General features: G+C 73.7%; 13 protein-coding genes. 4 read left to right on the forward strand and 9 right to left on the reverse strand.

All coding sequences use genetic code 11. The features are described from left to right. Nucleotides 1-7: 7 nt before the first annotated feature. The 5 genes from K7854_RS06310 to K7854_RS06330 form a co-directional block, all read right to left on the reverse strand. Complete coding sequence (locus K7854_RS06310; RefSeq protein ID WP_226025356.1) at nucleotides 8-1,264, reverse strand: glycosyltransferase; 1,257 nt, start codon at nucleotides 1,262-1,264, stop codon at nucleotides 8-10. Beyond that, on the reverse strand, nucleotides 1,261-2,043 hold the full coding sequence (gene erm(O), locus K7854_RS06315; RefSeq protein ID WP_226025357.1) for a 23S rRNA (adenine(2058)-N(6))-methyltransferase Erm(O): 783 nt from the start codon (nucleotides 2,041-2,043) through the stop codon (nucleotides 1,261-1,263). The genes K7854_RS06310 and erm(O) overlap by 4 nt, the downstream gene beginning before the upstream one ends. A 359-nt stretch (nucleotides 2,044-2,402) precedes the next feature. Continuing rightward, nucleotides 2,403-3,695: an ABC transporter substrate-binding protein gene (locus K7854_RS06320; protein WP_226025358.1), complete on the reverse strand. Its 1,293-nt coding sequence runs from the start codon at nucleotides 3,693-3,695 to the stop codon at nucleotides 2,403-2,405. Then, entirely contained in the window at nucleotides 3,695-4,528 is an 834-nt protein-coding gene (locus K7854_RS06325) for a carbohydrate ABC transporter permease (protein WP_226025359.1), read from the reverse strand. The genes K7854_RS06320 and K7854_RS06325 overlap by 1 nt, the downstream gene beginning before the upstream one ends. After that, complete coding sequence (locus K7854_RS06330) at nucleotides 4,525-5,472, reverse strand: carbohydrate ABC transporter permease (protein ID WP_226025360.1); 948 nt, start codon at nucleotides 5,470-5,472, stop codon at nucleotides 4,525-4,527. The genes K7854_RS06325 and K7854_RS06330 overlap by 4 nt, the downstream gene beginning before the upstream one ends. A 151-nt stretch (nucleotides 5,473-5,623) precedes the next feature. On the opposite strand from K7854_RS06330, the gene K7854_RS06335 reads away from it, so the two are divergent. Then, nucleotides 5,624-6,490 (forward strand): phosphotransferase enzyme family protein, encoded by an 867-nt coding sequence (locus tag K7854_RS06335; protein ID WP_226025361.1) that lies wholly within the window; start codon nucleotides 5,624-5,626, stop codon nucleotides 6,488-6,490. A gap of 45 nt (nucleotides 6,491-6,535) precedes the next feature. On the opposite strand, the gene K7854_RS06340 is transcribed toward K7854_RS06335, so the two are convergent. Together K7854_RS06340 and K7854_RS06345 are read right to left on the reverse strand one after the other, a co-directional pair. Next, entirely contained in the window at nucleotides 6,536-7,258 is a 723-nt protein-coding gene (locus K7854_RS06340) for a 3'-5' exonuclease (protein ID WP_226025362.1), read from the reverse strand. A gap of 128 nt (nucleotides 7,259-7,386) precedes the next feature. Next, entirely contained in the window at nucleotides 7,387-8,634 is a 1,248-nt protein-coding gene (locus K7854_RS06345) for a DUF5919 domain-containing protein (protein ID WP_226025363.1), read from the reverse strand. Nucleotides 8,635-9,000: 366 nt separating this feature from the next. Here K7854_RS06345 and glgX point away from each other — a divergent pair, with 366 nt between their 5' ends. Next, entirely contained in the window at nucleotides 9,001-11,109 is a 2,109-nt protein-coding gene (gene glgX, locus K7854_RS06350; protein WP_226025364.1) for a glycogen debranching protein GlgX, read from the forward strand. A gap of 86 nt (nucleotides 11,110-11,195) precedes the next feature. Further along, nucleotides 11,196-13,634 carry a malto-oligosyltrehalose synthase gene (treY, locus tag K7854_RS06355; protein ID WP_226025365.1) on the forward strand — a complete coding sequence of 813 codons (2,439 nt, stop codon included), beginning with the start codon at nucleotides 11,196-11,198 and terminating at the stop codon, nucleotides 13,632-13,634. A 7-nt stretch (nucleotides 13,635-13,641) separates the two neighbouring features. On the opposite strand, the gene K7854_RS06360 is transcribed toward treY, so the two are convergent. Next, the gene (locus K7854_RS06360) at nucleotides 13,642-14,967 is read right to left on the reverse strand and encodes a M14 family zinc carboxypeptidase (RefSeq protein WP_226025366.1); all 1,326 of its coding nucleotides are present in this window, start codon (nucleotides 14,965-14,967) and stop codon (nucleotides 13,642-13,644) included. A 253-nt stretch (nucleotides 14,968-15,220) separates the two neighbouring features. Beyond that, nucleotides 15,221-15,772 carry an FHA domain-containing protein gene (locus K7854_RS06365; protein ID WP_226025367.1) on the reverse strand — a complete coding sequence of 184 codons (552 nt, stop codon included), beginning with the start codon at nucleotides 15,770-15,772 and terminating at the stop codon, nucleotides 15,221-15,223. Between the two features lie 177 nt (nucleotides 15,773-15,949). Here K7854_RS06365 and treZ point away from each other — a divergent pair, with 177 nt between their 5' ends. After that, nucleotides 15,950-17,695, forward strand: coding sequence for a malto-oligosyltrehalose trehalohydrolase (gene treZ / locus K7854_RS06370; RefSeq protein WP_226025368.1), 1,746 nt, complete (start codon nucleotides 15,950-15,952; stop codon nucleotides 17,693-17,695). Nucleotides 17,696-17,714: the final 19 nt, after the last annotated feature.

Raw genomic sequence — 17,714 nt, forward strand, 5'->3', positions numbered from 1 at the left:
GCCCGGGTCAGCCGCGCGCCGCGGCCAGTTCGGCCTCGATGAGGTCGGCGGCCCGCCGGGTGCCGCCCTCCTGGGCCATCTGCGCCTGGATCTCCGTCAGCCGCCCGGCCACCTCCGGGTCGTCGACCAGGGCGAGGGCCGCGGTGCGCAGCGCCTCGGCGGTGGCCTCCTCGGTCGCGAGGGTACGGGCGACGCCGAGGCCCTGGAGCATGCCGGCGTTGCCGAACTGGTCCGCGGCCTGGGGTACGGCGATCATCGGCGTGGCGGTGGCCAGGCCCTCCTGGCTGCCGCCCGCGCCCGCGTGGGTGACGAACAGGTCGGCCTGCTGGAGGATCGCCAACTGCGGCACCCAGCTGCGCACTTCCACGGTGTCCGGTACGTCGCCCAGCTCGGCCGGGTCGACGTGCCGGCCGACCTGGAGCACGGTGTGCCAGCCGGGCAGCCCGCCGAAGGCCTCGACGCACTCCCGGTAGAACGCGGGCTGCTTGGTGAAGGCGGACCCGAGGGAGACGAGGACGACCTTCTCCGCGCCCTCGGGGCGGGTCCACTCGCCCTCGGCGCTGCGGTCCCCCTGGCAGGCGCCGACGAAGGTGTACGCCTTCTCGTCCACCCGGTCGGCGTTGGGCTGCAGCGCCTTGGGGATCAGCACCAGGGAGCGGTCGGGGCGGCCGACGAACGGGTCGGGGTGGTCGGTGATCCCGTTCTCCTCCAGCCAGGCGTGGAAGCGGGCGTAGTACGCCTGTCCGCGCTCGGTCTTCAGCGGCTCCTCCCACATCGGCTCGCCGACCTCCTTCTCGTACCCCTCCCAGGCGACCATGCAGGGCGACAGGGAGATCACCGGCACGTCCCAGCGGCGGCCCAGGACACGGGCGGCGTAGGAGGCGATGTCGTGCAGGACCAGGTCCGGCTCGTCCCCGGCGTAGGCCTCGGCGAGCTGCGGGAGCGACTGGATCGCGTCGTCGAGGAAGGGCTCCACGTTGTCGAGGAGGGTGCTCCCCCACGCCTCCGGGTCGGCGTCGGGGCCGGGCAGGGTGCTGTCCCACAGCTTGGGCTCGGCGCCGGCCCCGGCGACCTTGTCCGCGAGGAGCGGCGGGATCGCGTACGTCACCCGGTGCCCCCGCGCGACGAGCTCGCGGATCACCTCCAGGCTGGGGTTCACGTGGCCGTGGGCGGCGATGGAGAACATGGCGATGTGCGCGGGGCGACTGGTCATGCGACGACCGTATGCGAGACGAGACGTCTCGTGCAACTGATTTCGCTTCATGCCGCCAGCTCCTCGTACAACCGCAGCCAGCGCTCGGGCGCGACCTCGCCGACGAGGACACCGGGGTCGAGCCGCGCGGCCCGGAACGCCGCGTCCACCCGGCGCCGCGGGTGAGCGCGGCGCAGGGAGGCGTGCAGCGAGCCGCCGACTCCGGAGAAGCCCAGCTCGACCAGGCCGGCCCAGCCACGGCGGGCACCGGTGCCGGTGAGCAGCGGGGTAGGGCGCCGTGCGATGCGCAGGATGCCGGCGTCGACGCGCGGCGCCGGGCGGAAGCGGTGGCGGCCCACCCGGCCCAGCAGCCGCCACTCGTGGTGCGGCCAGGTCAGGACCGTGAGCAGGGTCCAGCGGCCGTAGTCGCCGGTGCGTTTGCGGGCGTACTCCAGCTGAGTGATGAGGGTGGCGTCGGTGAGGCCGGGTGCGGACAGGCACCAGCCGACGATGTCGGCGGTGCGCGAGAAGGGCACGTTCCCGGCGACCGAGAACGGTGTGCGCGGGGGCCGGGCGGCGAGGAAGTCACCGGCGACGACGTGGACGTGCGGGCTGCGGGCGAAGCGGGCCCGGAGCCCGGGGACCAGCCGGGGGTCGATCTCGTAGGCGTGCAGCTCACGGCTGCGGCGGGCGAGCGGCTCGGTCAGGGCGCCGTGGCCGGCGCCCACTTCGAGCAGCAGGGGCGGGCGCCGTCGGTCGGGGGCGGCGAGGCGCGCGACGTGCTCGGCGGTGGCGCGGTCGGCGAGGAAGTTCTGCGAGAGCGTGCGGGCACGCTGGGTGGGGCGGGCCATGGCCTGCGGTCCTTGTCTTCCGTGACTGGAGGGGAAAAGGGCAGCCGAAGGCCCTGACCGGAAGACGAAGGCGAAAAAGGGGATGCGGAGGCTCAGCCCCGCCGCACACGCGTCGGGCGTGTCGAACGCGTCGGGCGCGTCAGCGGCGGGGGGACCCCGGGCCGGTCAGGGCTCCGGGGCCACGACGCATCCTGATGGCGTACGTGCAGCCCCGGCCGAGACCGGAGTTGAAGATCGCGTTGAAAGCTGCCACGGGGCGACGCTAGGCGGGCGGGCGCCCGGCGGGCAAACCGTTTTCGCGCGGTCGCCGCCCGTGCGTGGCGGCGTCAGCGCATGGCGGCGTCAGCGCGTGGCGGCCGTCAGCGCTGGTAGCGGGCGAGTACCAGGTTGCCGTCCTCCTCCAGTCTGTGGCGCAGTTCGTCCATGCCGATCGCTCCGCTGTAGTACTCCTGGAGCGCCGGTGTCGCCACCTTGTCCTTCCACTCGGCGTAGCCCCGCACGGACTGCGCGGGCGCCGAGCGCAGGTGGGCGGCGAGTGCGGTGCCGGTGGCCCAGCCGTGCTCGGCGGTGTGCAGGGCGGGGTCCTGCAGGGCCTGCTCGCCGGTGGGCAGCATCCAGTCGCCGAGGGCCAGGCGCACCATGTTGTCCGGCTGGAGGAGGAAGTCGACGAAGGCCGCCGCCTCCTTCTTGTGCGGGCTGTCCTCGGCGACGGACAGGGTCTGCGGGCTGACCCCCTGGGCGAGCCCGTCGGCGCCGGCCGGGGCGGGCAGCACCTGCCAGTCGAAGCCCTCGGGTGCCTGCTGCTCGATCTGCTGGCGGTAGGAGAAGCCGAGCGGCACCATCGCGTACTTGCCCGCGAAGAAGCCGGGCAGGGTGTCGGAGCCGCCGCTGCCCAGGGTGGTCGGCGAGGCGCTGCGGTCGGTGTCGACCTGGTCGTGGACGGTGCGCGGCACCACCTGGTCGCCCTCCTCGAAGCGGACCGTCACCTTGCCGTCGGCGCCCCGGTGGAACAGCTTGCCGCCGGTGGACAGGGAGAGGTTGAGGGTGGCGGAGACGGGCTCCTTGAGCGGCCAGGCCACCCCGTACGTACCCGCCCCGCTCAGCTCCTTGGTCACCTGCCGGAACTCCGCCCAGGTCCAGGGGTGTTCCGGCGTCGGAATGCGGACGCCGGCCTTCTCCAGCAGGGTGGCGTTGGCGATCAGCACCCGCGGTTCCTGGAGGAACGGCACTCCGTAGACGCCGTCGCCGAAGGTGACCGTCTCCCAGCTGCGTTGCGGTATGTCCGACTTCAGCCGCGCGGGCAGCAGTTCGGTGAGGTCGGCGAGGTAGCCGCCGTAGGCGAAGTCGGCGAGGTCGTCGGAGGCGTCGTGGATGATGTCGGGCGCCTCGCCGCCCTCGAAGGAGGTGAGGAGCTGGTCGTGGACGCTGTCCCAGCTGCCCTGGACGTACTCGACGCGCACGTCCGGGTGGGTGGCGTTCCACTCCCGCACCAGCTCCTTGTTGACCTTGACCGACTCGTCCTGCCAGGCCAGGGACTGGAAGCGCAGGGTGATCCGGCCGTCGTCCGCCCCGTCGCCGCCGCCCGAGCAGCCCGCGATCAGCAGGACGGCACAGGCGAACAGGGTGAGGATCCGCGCAGGCGTCCGCGTCATCAGCTCTTCACCGCCCCGGCGAGCATGCCGCCCGTGATCCGCCGCTGGATGAGGGCGAAGACCACCAGCGAGGGCAGGGTGGCGAGGAAGGCCGCCGCGGCGAGCGGTCCGAGGTCGGCGACGCCCTCGGCGCCGATGAAGTGGGTGAGGATCACGGGCAGCGTCTGTCTCTCCGGTGTCTTCAGCAGCACCAGCGCGAAGAAGAACTCGTTCCACGCGGTGATGAACGCGAACAGGGCCGTGGCCACGATCCCCGGCGCGAGCAGCGGCGCGGTCACCGAGACCAGGGTCCGCAGCCGCCCGGCGCCGTCGACGGCGGCCGCCTCCTCCAGCTCGCGCGGTACGGCGCGGACGTACCCGGCGAGCATCCACAGCGCGAACGGCAGCGACCACACGACGTACACCATCACGAGGCCGGGCACGGAGTTGATCAGGCCGAGGTTCTTGAGGACCAGGAACAGCGGGATGATCAGCAGCACGAAGGGGAAGGCCTGGCTGACCACGACCCACCCGGTGGCCGCCTTGGCGAGCCGGCCGCGGCGGCGGGCCATGACGTACGCCATGGGGGTGGCGATGAGCACCGCGATCACGGCGGCGCCGAGCGCGGCGAGCAGGGAGTTGAGCCCGGCGCGCAGCAGCGGCTGTTCGTCGAAGGCCTGCCGGAAGTTGTCGAGGGTGGGGTCCTGCGGGATCCAGGTGGGGTGCAGACTCGCCAGCTCGCGCGGGGGTTTGAAGGCGATGGAGATCAGCCACAGGAACGGGAAGGCCAGGAAGACCAGATAGGCGAGCAGCGCCGCGTACTGGCCGGTGCGGGCCGCGGTCGAGGTCCTCACGCCGCGTCACCTCCCTTGGCCTCGCCCCGGAGTCGGCCGACCAGAAAGACCGCCAGCAGGATCGAGATCAGGGCGACCATGACGCAGCCCATCGCCGCCGCGTAGCCGAACTGGCCGTAGCGGAAGGCCTCCTCGTAGGCGAAGAGCATGGGCAGCCGGGTGCGGCCGCCGGGGCCGCCGTTGGTCAGCACGTAGACCAGGGCGAAGGAGTTGAAGTTCCAGATGAGGTTGAGCGCGGTGATGGCGAGCGCGACCGGCCTGAGGGCCGGCCAGGTGACCGTGCGGAAGCGGCGCCAGGCTCCCGCGCCGTCCACCGCTGCCGCCTCGTGCAGCTCGCGCGGGGTGTTCTGGAGTCCGGCGAGCAGCGCGACCGTCGTCTGCGGCATCCCGGCCCAGACGCCGACGACGATGACGGCGGGCAGGGCGGTGCCCAGGCCGCTGAGCCAGTCGCGGCCGTCGCCGAGGCCGAGGTCGCGCAGGGTCTCGTTGAGGATGCCCGCGTCCGTGTTGTAGACCAGCCGCCACATGATGCCGACGACGACCTCGGGCATCGCCCAGGGGATGATCGCCAGGGCCCGGGCCAGCCAGCGCATCCGGAGGTTCTGGTTGAGCAGCAGGGCGAGACCGAGGGCGAGCAGGAACTGCGGCACGGTCACCCCGACGGCCCACACCAGGCCGATCCGGAACGACTCCCAGAACAGCGTGTCGTGCAGCAGGTCCTGGAAGTTCAGGGTGCCGATCCACCGGGTGGGCTCGGTGCGGCCCGACTGGGCGTCGGTGAAGGCCAGCAGGATGCCGTAGAGCAGCGGCCCCACGCTGAGGACCAGGATCGGGATCAGCGCGGGCAGAACCAGGAACCAGGCGCCGTGGTCCGGCGCGCCCCGCGGGGCGTCCGGGCCGGGCGCACGGCGCGCCGGTCTGCTCGACTCGGTCACCGATGTCACGTAATCAACCCCTGTGCGCGGCTCGGACGGGCCTGGTCATGGTCGTGAAGTGACCGCGTCCCGTCAAGGGCCCCGGACATGCTCCCACCTGTGCGAATGGGACACTGACCGACGGATGGCGGGAACCGCACGGACACGGAGGCACGGGACGATGGACGAGGCACGGGCGCGGGAGGTGCTGGCCGCGGCGGGGGTGCTGCCCGGCCCGGCGTCGGAGGCGCGGCTGCTGGCGCTCGGCGAGAACGCGGTGTTCGCCGCCGGTGACCTGGCGGTCAAGGTGGGCCGCGACGCCGAACTCCTGGAGCGGGCGCGCCGGGAGCTGGCCGTCGCGCTCTGGCTGGAGGATGCGGGCGTCCCCGCGGTGCGGGCGGCCGAGCCGGCGGCGCTGTTCGTCGACGGGCACCCGGTGACCGTGTGGCGGCGGCTGCCCGAACCGGTGCGGCCCACCGAGCCCCGGGACGTGGCGGTGCTGCTCCGTCTCGTGCACGAGCTGTCCCTCCCCTCCTCCTTCGAGCTGCCGCCCCGCGAGCTGCTGGGCGGGGTGGAACGCTGGCTGCGTCTGGCGGGCGACGTGATCGACCCGGCGGACGCCGCGTATCTGCGCGAGCGCCGGGACGGCTTCGCGTCGGCCGCCGCCGCGCTCACCCCGCACCTGGCGCCGGGCCCGATCCACGGGGACGCGCTGCCCCGCAACGTGCACGTCGGTCCCGACGGGCCGGTCCTGATCGACCTGGAGACCTTCTCCGCCGACCTGCGCGAGCACGACCTCGTGGTGATGGCGCTCAGCCGGGACCGCTACGGGCTGCCCGCCGAGGCGTACGACGCCTTCACCGCGGCCTACGGCTGGGACGTGCGGGAGTGGGACGGCTGCGCGGTGCTGCGCGGCGCCCGGGAGACCGCGAGCTGCGCCTGGGTGGCCCAGCACGCGCCGAGCAACCCCAAGGCACTGGCCGAGTTCGAACGCCGGGTGGCGTCGCTGCGGGACGGGGACCCGACCGTGCGGTGGTATCCCTTCTGACGTGAGGTCCCTCGGCCCGGGAGGGCTGCTCCCGGGAAGGGCGGCTCAGACCCGCTCGTCGGCCGGCTCCCGCAGCGGCCAGGTCCCGTCGACGACGGCCGTGGCGTCGCCCTTGCGGCGCAGGAAGCTCTGGAAGTCCGCCGCCCACTCGGCGTACCACTCGATCTGACGGCGGTGCAGGTCCGCCGGGCCGAGGGCCGCGACCTTGGGGTGGCGGCCGGCTATCGCGCAGGCCAGGCGGGCCGCGGCGAGGGCGTCGGCCGCGGCGTCGTGGGCGGCGTCGAGCGGCACCCCGTACTCCCGGCAGACCGCTTCGAGATTGCGCTTGCCCCGGCGGTAGCGGTCGACGGAGCGGTCGATGGTGTACGGGTCGACGACCGGGGCGGGGTCCGTGCCGCCCAGGCGCTCGCGCAGGGAAGGCAGTCCGTGGCGCCGCAGCTCGGCGGAGAGCAGGGTGAGGTCGAAGGCCGCGTTGTAGGCGACGACCGGGACGCCCGCCTTCCAGTGGTCCACCAGGACTGCGGCGATGGCGTCCGCGACCCGGTCGGCGGGCCGGCCCTCGCTCGCCGCGCGCTCGTTGCTGATGCCGTGCACCGCGACCGCGTCCGCCGGGATCGGCACGCCGGGGTCGGCCAGCCACTCCCGCCGCCCGAGCGGCTCTCCGGCCCTGACCTCGATCACGGCTCCCGTGACGATGCGCGCCTCGCGCGGATCGGTGCCCGTCGTCTCCAGGTCGAAGCCGATCAGAAGCTCCCGGTGCCAGCCCATGGGCGGTCCCCCTTCTTGGTGGTGCTTTCCCCCAGTGGTCTCCACCTTCCCACGGGCCACTGACAATCAGAGGATCGCATTCCGCTTACCCCCGCACCGGCCCCGGGGGGTGACGCTTTCACGGCCTTTCACGACACCGGACGCGAATCCGCCCACATCAGCTCGAACTCCTCACGGTAGGTGGGGAAGAGTCCGCCTTCGTCGAGCCGGTCCCCCTTCACGACCTTTCCTCCGTTGCGCCCGTTGCGCAGGACCAGGACCGGTGCCTCCATGCCCCGCGTGCGGCGCAGGTAGGACTGCACGACCGCGATGCCGTCGGCGCCGTCCCCGTCGACGAGGTAGGCCGTGAAGCGGGGCGTCTCGTCGAAGACCTGGATCTCGAAGGCGCCCGGGTCCCGCAGCCGGGCCCGCACCCGGCGCATGTGCAGGATGTTCATCTCCACGGCGCGGCTCAGCTCGCCACGCTTGATGCCCAGTTCCCGCTCGCGGCGTTTGATGGCGCTGGAGGCCGGGTTCAGGAAGAGCAGCCGCACCCGGCCGCCCGCCTCGGCCATCCGCAGCAGGCGGCGGCCGGAGAAGTTCTGCACCAGCAGGTTGAGGCCGATGCCGAGGGCGTCCACCCGGCGGGCGCTGCCGAACAGGTCCTCGGCGGGGAACTGGCGCAGCAGCCGCACCCGGTCCGGGTGCACGGCGACCACGTCGGCGTAGCGGTCCCCGACCAGGTCCTCCACCGCGTCCACGGGCAGCCGGCGGGCGGACGGCACGTCGCTGCCGGCGCCGAGCACCTCGAGCAGCCGCGCCGAGGCGCGCTCGGCCTGGTTCAGGACCGCCTCGGACAGCGCGCGGTTGCGGGAGACGACGTTGCGGGTGACCTCCAGCTCGTCCAGGGCGAGTTCGACGTCGCGGCGCTCGTCCACGTAGGGCTCGAAGCAGGGCCAGTGCTGCACCATCAGCTCGCGCAACTGGGGCAGGGTGAGGAAGCTGAGGACGTTGTCGTCGGCCGGGTCGAGCAGATAGCCCTTGCGGCGGCTGACCTCGCGCACCGCGACGGCGCGCTGCACCCACTCCTGGCCGGCCGGTCCGGCCGCCGCGACCACCCAGTCGTCGCCGTGGACCGGTTCGTACACCGGCCGCAGCACGGCGGCCACGACCGCGCGCAGCCGCTGCTCGACCAGGTTCAGCCAGATGTAGGCCCGGCCCGCCCGCTGCGCCCGCGTGCGCACCTCGTGCCAGGCGCCGGCGTCCCAGTCCAGCTCCGGACCGATCGCGCCCGCGTTCATGGGCCGCGCCAGGGACACCGCACCGGGCGGGACGTCCGTGGAGTTCCCCTGGTGACCGTCGTCACCAGGAGGCAGCTCCAGCCCTCCCGAGCCCACCCGAGTACCGCCTTCCGCTCCCCCGGACCCTGCCGGGGACACCCCGTCCCAACGATCAAGGAAGGGTACTCCGCGAGCGGTCCGCGGTGCAGCCCGATGGACCGGCCGGTTTTGCCAACCTCCTTGATCCGCGCGGGCGTTCCGGTCACGCTCACACCGGGGAGTGAGCGGTTTCACGGCGGTGACGTGGCCGGGTGCCGCGAGCACGGCCCCGCACCCCTCCCGGAGTCCGGTACGGAGACAACGCCGCCGGGGTGGGTAGGAGGACGTACGTGCTAGGTGGTCGCCTCACTTTCGGGGAGACTTCCGGGGGACTCGGAGCCAAGGCGTCCGCACCGGCGCCCCACACCTGAAAGAGTCGTGTTCATGCAGGTCTGGCCTGGAGAGGCGTATCCACTGGGTGCCACGTACGACGGCGCCGGCACCAACTTCGCGGTCTTCACGGAGGCCGCCGACCGAGTAGAGCTGTGTCTGCTGCACGACGACGGCTCGGAGACCGCGATCGAGCTGCGGGAGAGCGACGCGTTCGTGCGGCACGCGTACGTGCCGGGCGTGATGCCGGGGCAGCGGTACGGCTACCGCGTACACGGCCCGTACGCCCCCGAGCGCGGGCTGCGCTGCAACAGCGCCAAGCTGCTCCTCGATCCGTACGCGCGTGCGATCAGCGGGGAGGTCCAGTGGGGCGAGGAGGTGTACGGCTACCACTTCGGCCAACCCGAACGGCGCAACGACCTCGACTCGGCCCCGCACACGATGACGTCGGTCGTGGTCAACCCGTACTTCGACTGGGGCGACGACCGGCGCCCCCGCACGGAGTACCACCACACGGTGATCTACGAGGCCCATGTGAAGGGCCTGACCATGCGGCACCCGGGCCTGCCGGAGGAGCTGCGCGGCACCTACGCGGCCCTCGCGCACCCGGCGCTCATCGAGCACCTCACCGGACTGGGGGTGACCGCGCTGGAGCTGATGCCGGTCCATCAGTTCGTCAACGACCACCGCCTGGTGGACATGGGCCTGGCCAACTACTGGGGCTACAACACGGTCGGCTTCTTCGCCCCGCACAACGCCTACGCCTCCTGGGGCGACCGCGGCCAGCAGGTGCTGGAGTTCAAGTCGGCGGTCAAGGCGCTGCACGAGGCGGGGATCGAGGTGATCCTGGACGTCGTCTACAACCACACCGCCGAGGGCAACCACCTGGGCCCGACCCTGTCCTTCAAGGGGCTGGACAACCCCTCCTACTACCGGCTGGCCGACGACCCCCGCTACTACATGGACACCACGGGGACCGGGAACTCGCTGCTCATGCGGTCCCCGCACGTCCTCCAGATGATCATGGACTCGCTGCGGTACTGGGTCACCGAGATGCACGTCGACGGCTTCCGCTTCGACCTCGCGGCCACCCTGGCCCGGCAGTTCCACGAGGTGGACCGGCTGTCGTCGTTCTTCGACCTGGTGCAGCAGGACCCGGTGGTCTCGCAGGTGAAGCTGATCGCCGAGCCCTGGGACGTGGGCGAGGGCGGCTACCAGGTGGGCAACTTCCCGCCGCTGTGGACCGAGTGGAACGGCAAGTACCGGGACACGGTCCGGGACCTGTGGCGCGGCGAGCCGCGCACGCTGGCCGAGTTCGCCTCCCGGCTGACCGGTTCCTCCGATCTCTACCAGGACGACGGGCGCCGCCCGCTGGCCTCGATCAACTTCGTGACCTGCCACGACGGCTTCACCCTGCACGACATGGTGGCCTACAACGACAAGCACAACCACGCCAACGGCGAGGACAACCGCGACGGCGAGAGCCACAACCGCTCCTGGAACTGCGGCGTCGAGGGCGACACCGACGACCCGGCGGTGCTGGAGCTGCGGGCGCGGCAGATGCGCAATTTCATCGCCACCCTGCTGCTCTCCCAGGGCGTCCCGATGATCAGCCACGGGGACGAGTTCGCCCGCACCCAGCGGGGCAACAACAACGCCTACTGCCAGGACAACGAGCTGGCGTGGGTGGCGTGGCCCGAGGACGACCCCGACCTGCTGCGGTTCACCCGCGCGATGGTGTGGCTGCGCAAGGACCACCCGGTCTTCCGCAGGCGCCGCTTCTTCCACGGGCGCCCGGTGCAGGGCACCCACGACGAGCTGTCGGACATCGCCTGGTTCACCCCGGAGGGCAACGAGATGACCCAGCGCGACTGGAACTCGGCGCGGGCCTCCGCGCTCACGGTGTTCCTGAACGGCAACGCGATCTCCGAGCCCGGCACGCGCGGGGAGCGCATCGCCGACGATTCGTTCCTGCTGATGTTCAACGCCTCGCCGAAGCCGCTCGACTTCGTGGTGCCGGTCGACCACGGCCGGCAGTGGGAGGTGGTCGTCGACACCGCCCTGACGGAGGGGGTGCCCGCGGGCACGGGCCCGAAGGTGCAGGCCGGGGACCGGCTGACCCTGGTGGACCGCAGCCTGACGGTGTTGCAGCGGCCGGTGTAGGGCGGTCGGGCCGGTGAGGCCCGTCCCCCTGCACCCGTCAGGGGGACGGTGACAGGAAAGGCGGCGGGACGGGTACGTAGGTTTCCATGACCCCTGAGCGCGCCGCCTCCCCCGCCTCCGTCCCCACGGCCACCTACCGGCTCCAGCTGCAGCCGTCGTTCCCCTTCAAGGCCGCGGCGGCGGCCGTGCCGTACCTGGCCGCGCTCGGCGTGTCGCACCTGCACCTGTCCCCCGTCCTGGAGGCGGTGCCGGGCTCGCCGCACGGCTACGACGTCGTCGACCACGCGCGCGTACGCGCCGAACTGGGCGGCGAGGAGGGGCTGCGGGCGCTGTCGCGCACCGCGCGGGAGCACGGTCTGGGCCTGGTGGTGGACATCGTGCCCAACCACATGGCGATGTCCCCGCGCCACAACCGGGCCCTGTGGGAGGTACTGCGCGAGGGGCCCCACTCGCCCTTCGCGCGGTGGTTCGACATCGACTGGCAGGCGCAGGACGGCCGCCTGCTGCTGCCGGTGCTGGGCGCCCCGGTCGGCGAGGTGCTGGCCGACCTCCGGGTCGACGGCGACGTGCTGCGCTACCACGAGCACGCCTTCCCGCTGCGGCACGGCACCGCGGACCTGCCGCTGCCGCGGCTCCTGGACGCGCAGTGGTACCGCCCGGTGTGGTGGCGGCTGGCCCGCACCGAGCTGAACTACCGGCGCTTCTTCAGCATCTCGGAGCTGATCGGCGTGCGCGTGGAGGACCCGGAGGTGTTCGAGGCGACGCACGGCACCATCCTGCGGCTGCTGGACGAGGGCGTGGTCGACGGACTGCGCGTCGACCATCCCGACGGCCTCGCCGACCCCGGCGCGTACCTGGAACGGCTGCACCGGGCGAGCGGCGGCCGGTGGACGGTGGTGGAGAAGATCCTCGCCGACGGGGAGCGGCTGCCCGCCGCCTGGCCGGTGGCCGGCACCACCGGCTACGACGCCCTGCGGCACGTCGACGGGCTCTTCACGGACCCGGCGGGGTACGGGGAACTGCTCGAACTCTACCGCCGGTTCGCCGCCCCGCGGGCGGACCTGGGCGGGGACTGGGCGGCGACGGTGCGGCGCGCCGCGTACGAGGTGCTCACGCACGAGCTGGCCGCCGAGCTGGACCGGCTGACCCGGGTGGCGCACCGCCTGTGCGTCGGCGCGCCGGACCCGGCGCTGCGCGACCGGGCGCCCTGGGCGCTGCGCACGGCGTTGCGGGAGCTGCTGGTGCGGCTGGAGGTGTACCGGCCGTACACGACGGCGGACGCGGCGGCGGTCGTCACTGAGGAGGCGGCGGCCGAGGCCCGGCTCGCCTTCGCGGTGCCGGAGGAGGCCGGCGCGGTGGACGTGGTACGGGGACTGGTCCTGGGGCGGTACGGGGACGGTCCGGAGCACGTGGAGTTCCGCACCCGGTTCGCGCAGACCGCGTCGGCGCTGCGCGCCAAGTCCGTCGAGGACACGGCCTTCTACCGCTGGGTGCCGCTGCTGTCGGCGACCGAGGTGGGCGGCGAGCCCGGCCGTCCGGCGGTGGGGCCCGAGGAGTTCCACGCCTACTGCGCGCGCGTGCAGCGCGACTGGCCCGCCACCGGCACGGTCGTCTCGACCCACGACACCAAGCGCAGCGCCGACGTGCGCGCCGCGCTCGCGGTGCTCACCGAGTGCCCCGCGCGGTGGGCGGACGTACTGGCGGAGGTCATGGAGGTCACTGAGGCCGCCGGCACGGGCGAGGGGCTGCCGGACGGGCAGCTGGTGTGGGCCGCCTGGCAGACGGTGTTCGGTCTGGGCCCGGCGGACGGGGAGCGGGTGCGGGAGGCGCTGCTGAAGCATGCGCGCGAGGCCGGGACGCACACCAGCTGGACGGAGCAGGAGCCCGGGTACGAGGAGGCGGTGGCGCGGTTCGTGGCGGCGGGGCCGTGCGGCGCGCCGGGCGGGCGGGTGGCCGCCCTCCGGGAGGCGCTGGCGCCGCACGTCCGGGCCAACGTCCTCGGTACGGCCCTGGTCCACCTGACGATGCCGGGCGTACCGGACCTCTACCAGGGCACCGAGCGCGAGTACCGGGCGCTGGTGGACCCGGACAACCGCCGCGCGGTGGACTTCCCCGCCGCCGGGGACGAGGGCTGGGCCGGGGGCGCCGGAGAGAAGGCGGCGGTGACCCGGGCGGCGCTGGCCCTGCGGGCCCGGCGGCCCGGCGCCTTCGGCGTGGCGGGGGCGTACGAGCCGCTGCCCGCCGAGGGTCCGGCGGCGGGGCACTGCGCGGCGTTCGTCCGCTCCGGCCGGGCGGTGACCGCCGTGACCCGGCTGTCGGTGCGGCTGGCGGAGGAGGGGGGCTGGCGCGGCACGACGCTGCCGCTGCCGCCCGGCCGGTGGGCCGACGCGCTGGCGCCCGGCCGGGAATTCACGGGGCACGCGCGCGTGGCGGACCTGTTCGCGGACACGCCGGTGGCCCTGCTGGAGCGGGTGGAGACGGCGGGGCGGGCGGGGACCACGGAGACGGCGGGTGACGGAGGCTGATCGGGGGTCAGTCGCGGTGCATCGGCACCGCGGCCTGGGAGCCGCGGCCGGGCTCCCCCGCGCGGGCGTCCGCGCCGGACCGCCGTCCGGCCAGTTCGAACGCGGCGAGCACGACCCGGGTCTGGTACTCCACCTGGCGCCCGACCGGTATCCAGTGCGCCGCGCAGCCGTCGCGGTAGTCGGCGCAGCCCTCGTCGACGAGCCGGTCCAGCTCGGACAGGACGCCCGCCGGATCGCCCCCGGTACGGGTGACCAGCTGGTGCAGCAGCCCCGCGGTGCGCAGCGACAGGCGCCGTCCGGCCAGCCGCAGCGCGACCAGGTGGGAGGTGTTCATCGGCGGCAGTGAGCGACCCGTCCCGTCGTCGGTGTCCGGGTCCCACGCGTCGGCGAGCCGGGGACAGACCAGCAGGTAGTCGTCGACCGGTGCGAGCAGGTGCGCCGCCTCCGGCACATCGGCGAGATGGGGCCGGAGCCGGGCGAGGACGCGGTGCAGCCGCCGGGTGTCGTGGCGCAGGGTGCGGCTCACCGCGCGCAGCACCCCGTCGCGGTCGGCCGGGGGCGAGGCGTCCGCCACGGCCGCCACTCCCCACATGGGCGCCTCCACGACCGCGGTGACGGTGCCGTGGCGCCGCGGGTGGCACCAGGTCGAGTCGACGGCCGCCTCGGTGATGGCGGCGGTGAGGTCGCCGCGGCGGGGCGGCGGGATGCGGTAGACCGCGGGTCCGAGGTCGGGCCAGTACAGGGTGTCGTAGGCGCCGAGTTCGCGGGGTATGCCGAGCCGGGCCGCGGTGTGGGCGATGCGCTGGGCGAGGCCGGGCAGGTCGTGGGTCAGCTCGACGAAGCCGCCGCCGACGTCCACGCCGTGCAGGGAGCACTGCAGGAAGGGCCGCAGTTCGTCCTGGAGCGCGACCAGGGCGCGGGTCTCGGGCAGGGTGGCGCGGTCCGGACCGTCGGGCAGCCACTCGGGCTGCTCCAGGAAGCCGGGCCGGAAGAAGTTCCGGGCGTAGCGGCCCAGAGTGTACGGGCCGGTGAGCCAGCCCTCGTTGCGGCGCAGGCCGTCGGGGTCGACGCACAGCAGCAGGTTCCAGGTGGCGTCGGCGCCCTCGGTGAGCCGGGGGTCGGCGAGGGCCCGCTCGGCGAGCCGCAGGGCGGTGGCGCCGCCCACGGGCTCGTTCGCGTGCGGTCCGGCGACGACGAGGACCTGGCGGCTGCCGTGGCCGACGGAGAGCAGCAGCAGCGGGGCGCCGGCGCGGGAGGTGCCCACGCGACGCAGCCGGGCGTGTCGGGGATGCCGGGCGGCGAGGGCGGCGGCCCGGGCGCCCAGCTCGTCCACGGTCGGGTAGCGCAGGAGGGGCGGCAGGGCACACCTCCACGAAGCGAGCCGTCGATTCACCTGGTGTGCGCGGTGTACGCACAGTCAGTCACGACTTGCGGGGTACGTCAACACCACGAGGAGCAAAGGGGTTTGCGCCACCGGACCGGGCACGGCTCCGCCACCGTCCGCCCATGGTTCCGCCACGGACCAGCCATGAGCCCCGAGTGAAGCGCGGGCCATGGATCTCCCCGGGGAGCGGCCTCCGGTCGGGTCAGTTCGCCGCCAGGCGGAAGGTCATCTGGCCGAAGCCGATCTGGTCGCCCTCGCGGACGACGGCCGCGCCGATCACCCGCCGGCCGTTGACCGTGGTGCCGTTGGTGGAGCCCAGGTCGCGCAGCACCCACATACCGCCCTGGAGGGTGAGTTCCGCGTGCACCCGGGAGACCGTCTCGTGGCTCAGCCGCAGCCCGCTCGCCGGGTCGCGCCCTATGCGCAGCGCCGGACCGGCACCGGGGTGGGGCAGCAGCAGCTTGGGCAGCCGCTCGGCCCGCCACGCCCGGCCGAGCCGTACGCCGAAGCCGGACACCGCCTCGACGGTGCCGAACACCAGCCGGGACAACCGGCTCTCGGTGGGCAGGTCGGCGGTGAGCGCGGCCAGCTCCTCCAGGCGGCGGGCGGCGAGTGCCAGCTCCATCCGGCGGACGAACGTGTCGTGCGACAGGCGCCCCATGGCGACGCCGTCCCGGAGCACGCTCAGCGCCTTGTCGCGCTCCGCGTCGGACAGCCGCGCGGGGTACGTGTGGAACTCGAAGGACGACGTCACGCAGCTGATTGTCGGTCAGCGCGGCCGGGGTGTCCAGAAAACGGGGAAACGGCGGCCGCCCCGCGCGCGAGCGCCACGACACCGGCGACGAGCGGGGGCAATCCCCGGCGGAATGATCCCCGCGTGCTGGAACATGGAGCTGCTACATCACGGTGAGCAGACGAAGGGGAACCGTCCGTGCAGTTCGAGGTGTGGGCACCGCAGGCCGGCCGAGTGACGTTGGAGTGCGACGGCGCCACGCGCGCGCTGGAGCGCGATCCGGAGCGGCGGGGGTGGTGGTGCGGCCAGGCTCAGGCGCGGGACGGTTCGCGCTACGGCTTCGCGGTGGACGACGGGCCGGTGCTGCCGGACCCGCGCTCGCGCCGCCAGCCGGACGGCCCCGACGGGCTGAGCGCGGTCGTCGACCACGGGCGGTACGCCTGGCGTGCCCCGTGGGCGGGGCGTCCGCTGCCCGGCGGGGTCCTGTACGAGCTGCACGTGGGCACGTACACGCCCGAGGGCACGCTCGACGCCGCGGCCGAACGCCTCGAACACCTGGTGGAACTGGGCGTCACCCACGTCGAGTTGATGCCGCTGTGCCCCTTCCCCGGGCGGCACGGCTGGGGGTACGAGGGGGTGTCGCTGTGGGCGGTGCACGAGCCGTACGGCGGGCCCGAGGCGCTGAAACGGTTCGTCGACCGGGCCCACGAACTGGGTCTGGGCGTGGTCCTGGACGTGGTGCACAACCACCTGGGCCCGTCCGGCAACTACCTGCCCGCCTTCGGCCCGTACTTCACCGACACCCACCACACGCCCTGGGGCGTCGCCGTGAACCTGGACGCGCCCGGCTCGGACGAGGTGCGGGCGTACCTGGTGTACAGCGCGCTGGCGTGGCTGCGGGACTACCGGATCGACGGGCTGCGCCTGGACGCGGTGCACGCGCTGGCCGACACGCGCGCGTGCCACTTCCTGGAGCAGTTGTCGACCGCCGTGGACGACCTCGCGGCCGCGCTGGACCGGCCGCTCTTCCTGATCGCCGAGTCCGACCTGAACGATCCCCGGATCATCACCCCGCGCGCGGAGGGCGGCCTGGGGGTGCACGCGCAGTGGAACGACGACTTCCACCACGCGCTGCACGCCGCGCTGACCGGGGAGTCGCAGGGCTACTACGCCGACTTCGCGCGCGATCCGCTGGCCGCGCTCGCCAAGACGCTGACCCGGGGGTACTTCCACGACGGCACCTACTCCAGCTTCCGGGGCCGCTCGCACGGCCGTGCGCTGGACCGCGGCCGGGTCGCCGCGCACCGGCTGACCGGTTACAGCCAGACCCACGACCAGGTCGGCAACCGCGCCCGGGGGGACCGTCTGGCGTCCCTGGTCTCCCCCGGGCTCGCCGCCTGCGCGGCCACCCTGACGCTGACCGCACCGTTCACGCCGATGCTGTTCATGGGCGAGGAGTGGGCGGCGGGCACCCCGTGGCAGTTCTTCACCGACCACACCGATCCGCAGCTCGCCGAGGCGGTACGCAGCGGCAGGCGGCGGGAGTTCGCGGCGCACGGCTGGCGGGCGGAGGACGTGCCCGACCCGCAGGACCCGGCGACGCGCGAGCGCTCCTGCCTCGACTGGTCGGAGCCGGAACGCGAGCCGCACGCGCGCGTACTGGACTGGTACCGGCGGCTGATCGCCCTGCGCGCCGAGCAGCCGGACCTCACCGACCCGGACCTGGGCGACACCAGGGTGGCGTACGACGGCACGGCGCGCTGGCTGGCCTTCCGGCGGGGCGACATCCGGGTGGCCGTCAACCTGGGCTCCGAACCGGCGGCCATCCCCCTGGGCACCCGCCCCGCGCGCGTGCTCGCGGCCTGGGAACCGGTCGAGGGTCCGGGCCCGGACGGCATGCTGCGGGTGCCGGGCGAGTCGAGCGTGGTGCTGGTGCAGGAGTGAGTGCCGGGCCCGCGCGGGC

The organism is Streptomyces hyderabadensis, from assembly GCF_020404845.1.
GTDB lineage: Bacteria > Actinomycetota > Actinomycetes > Streptomycetales > Streptomycetaceae > Streptomyces > Streptomyces hyderabadensis.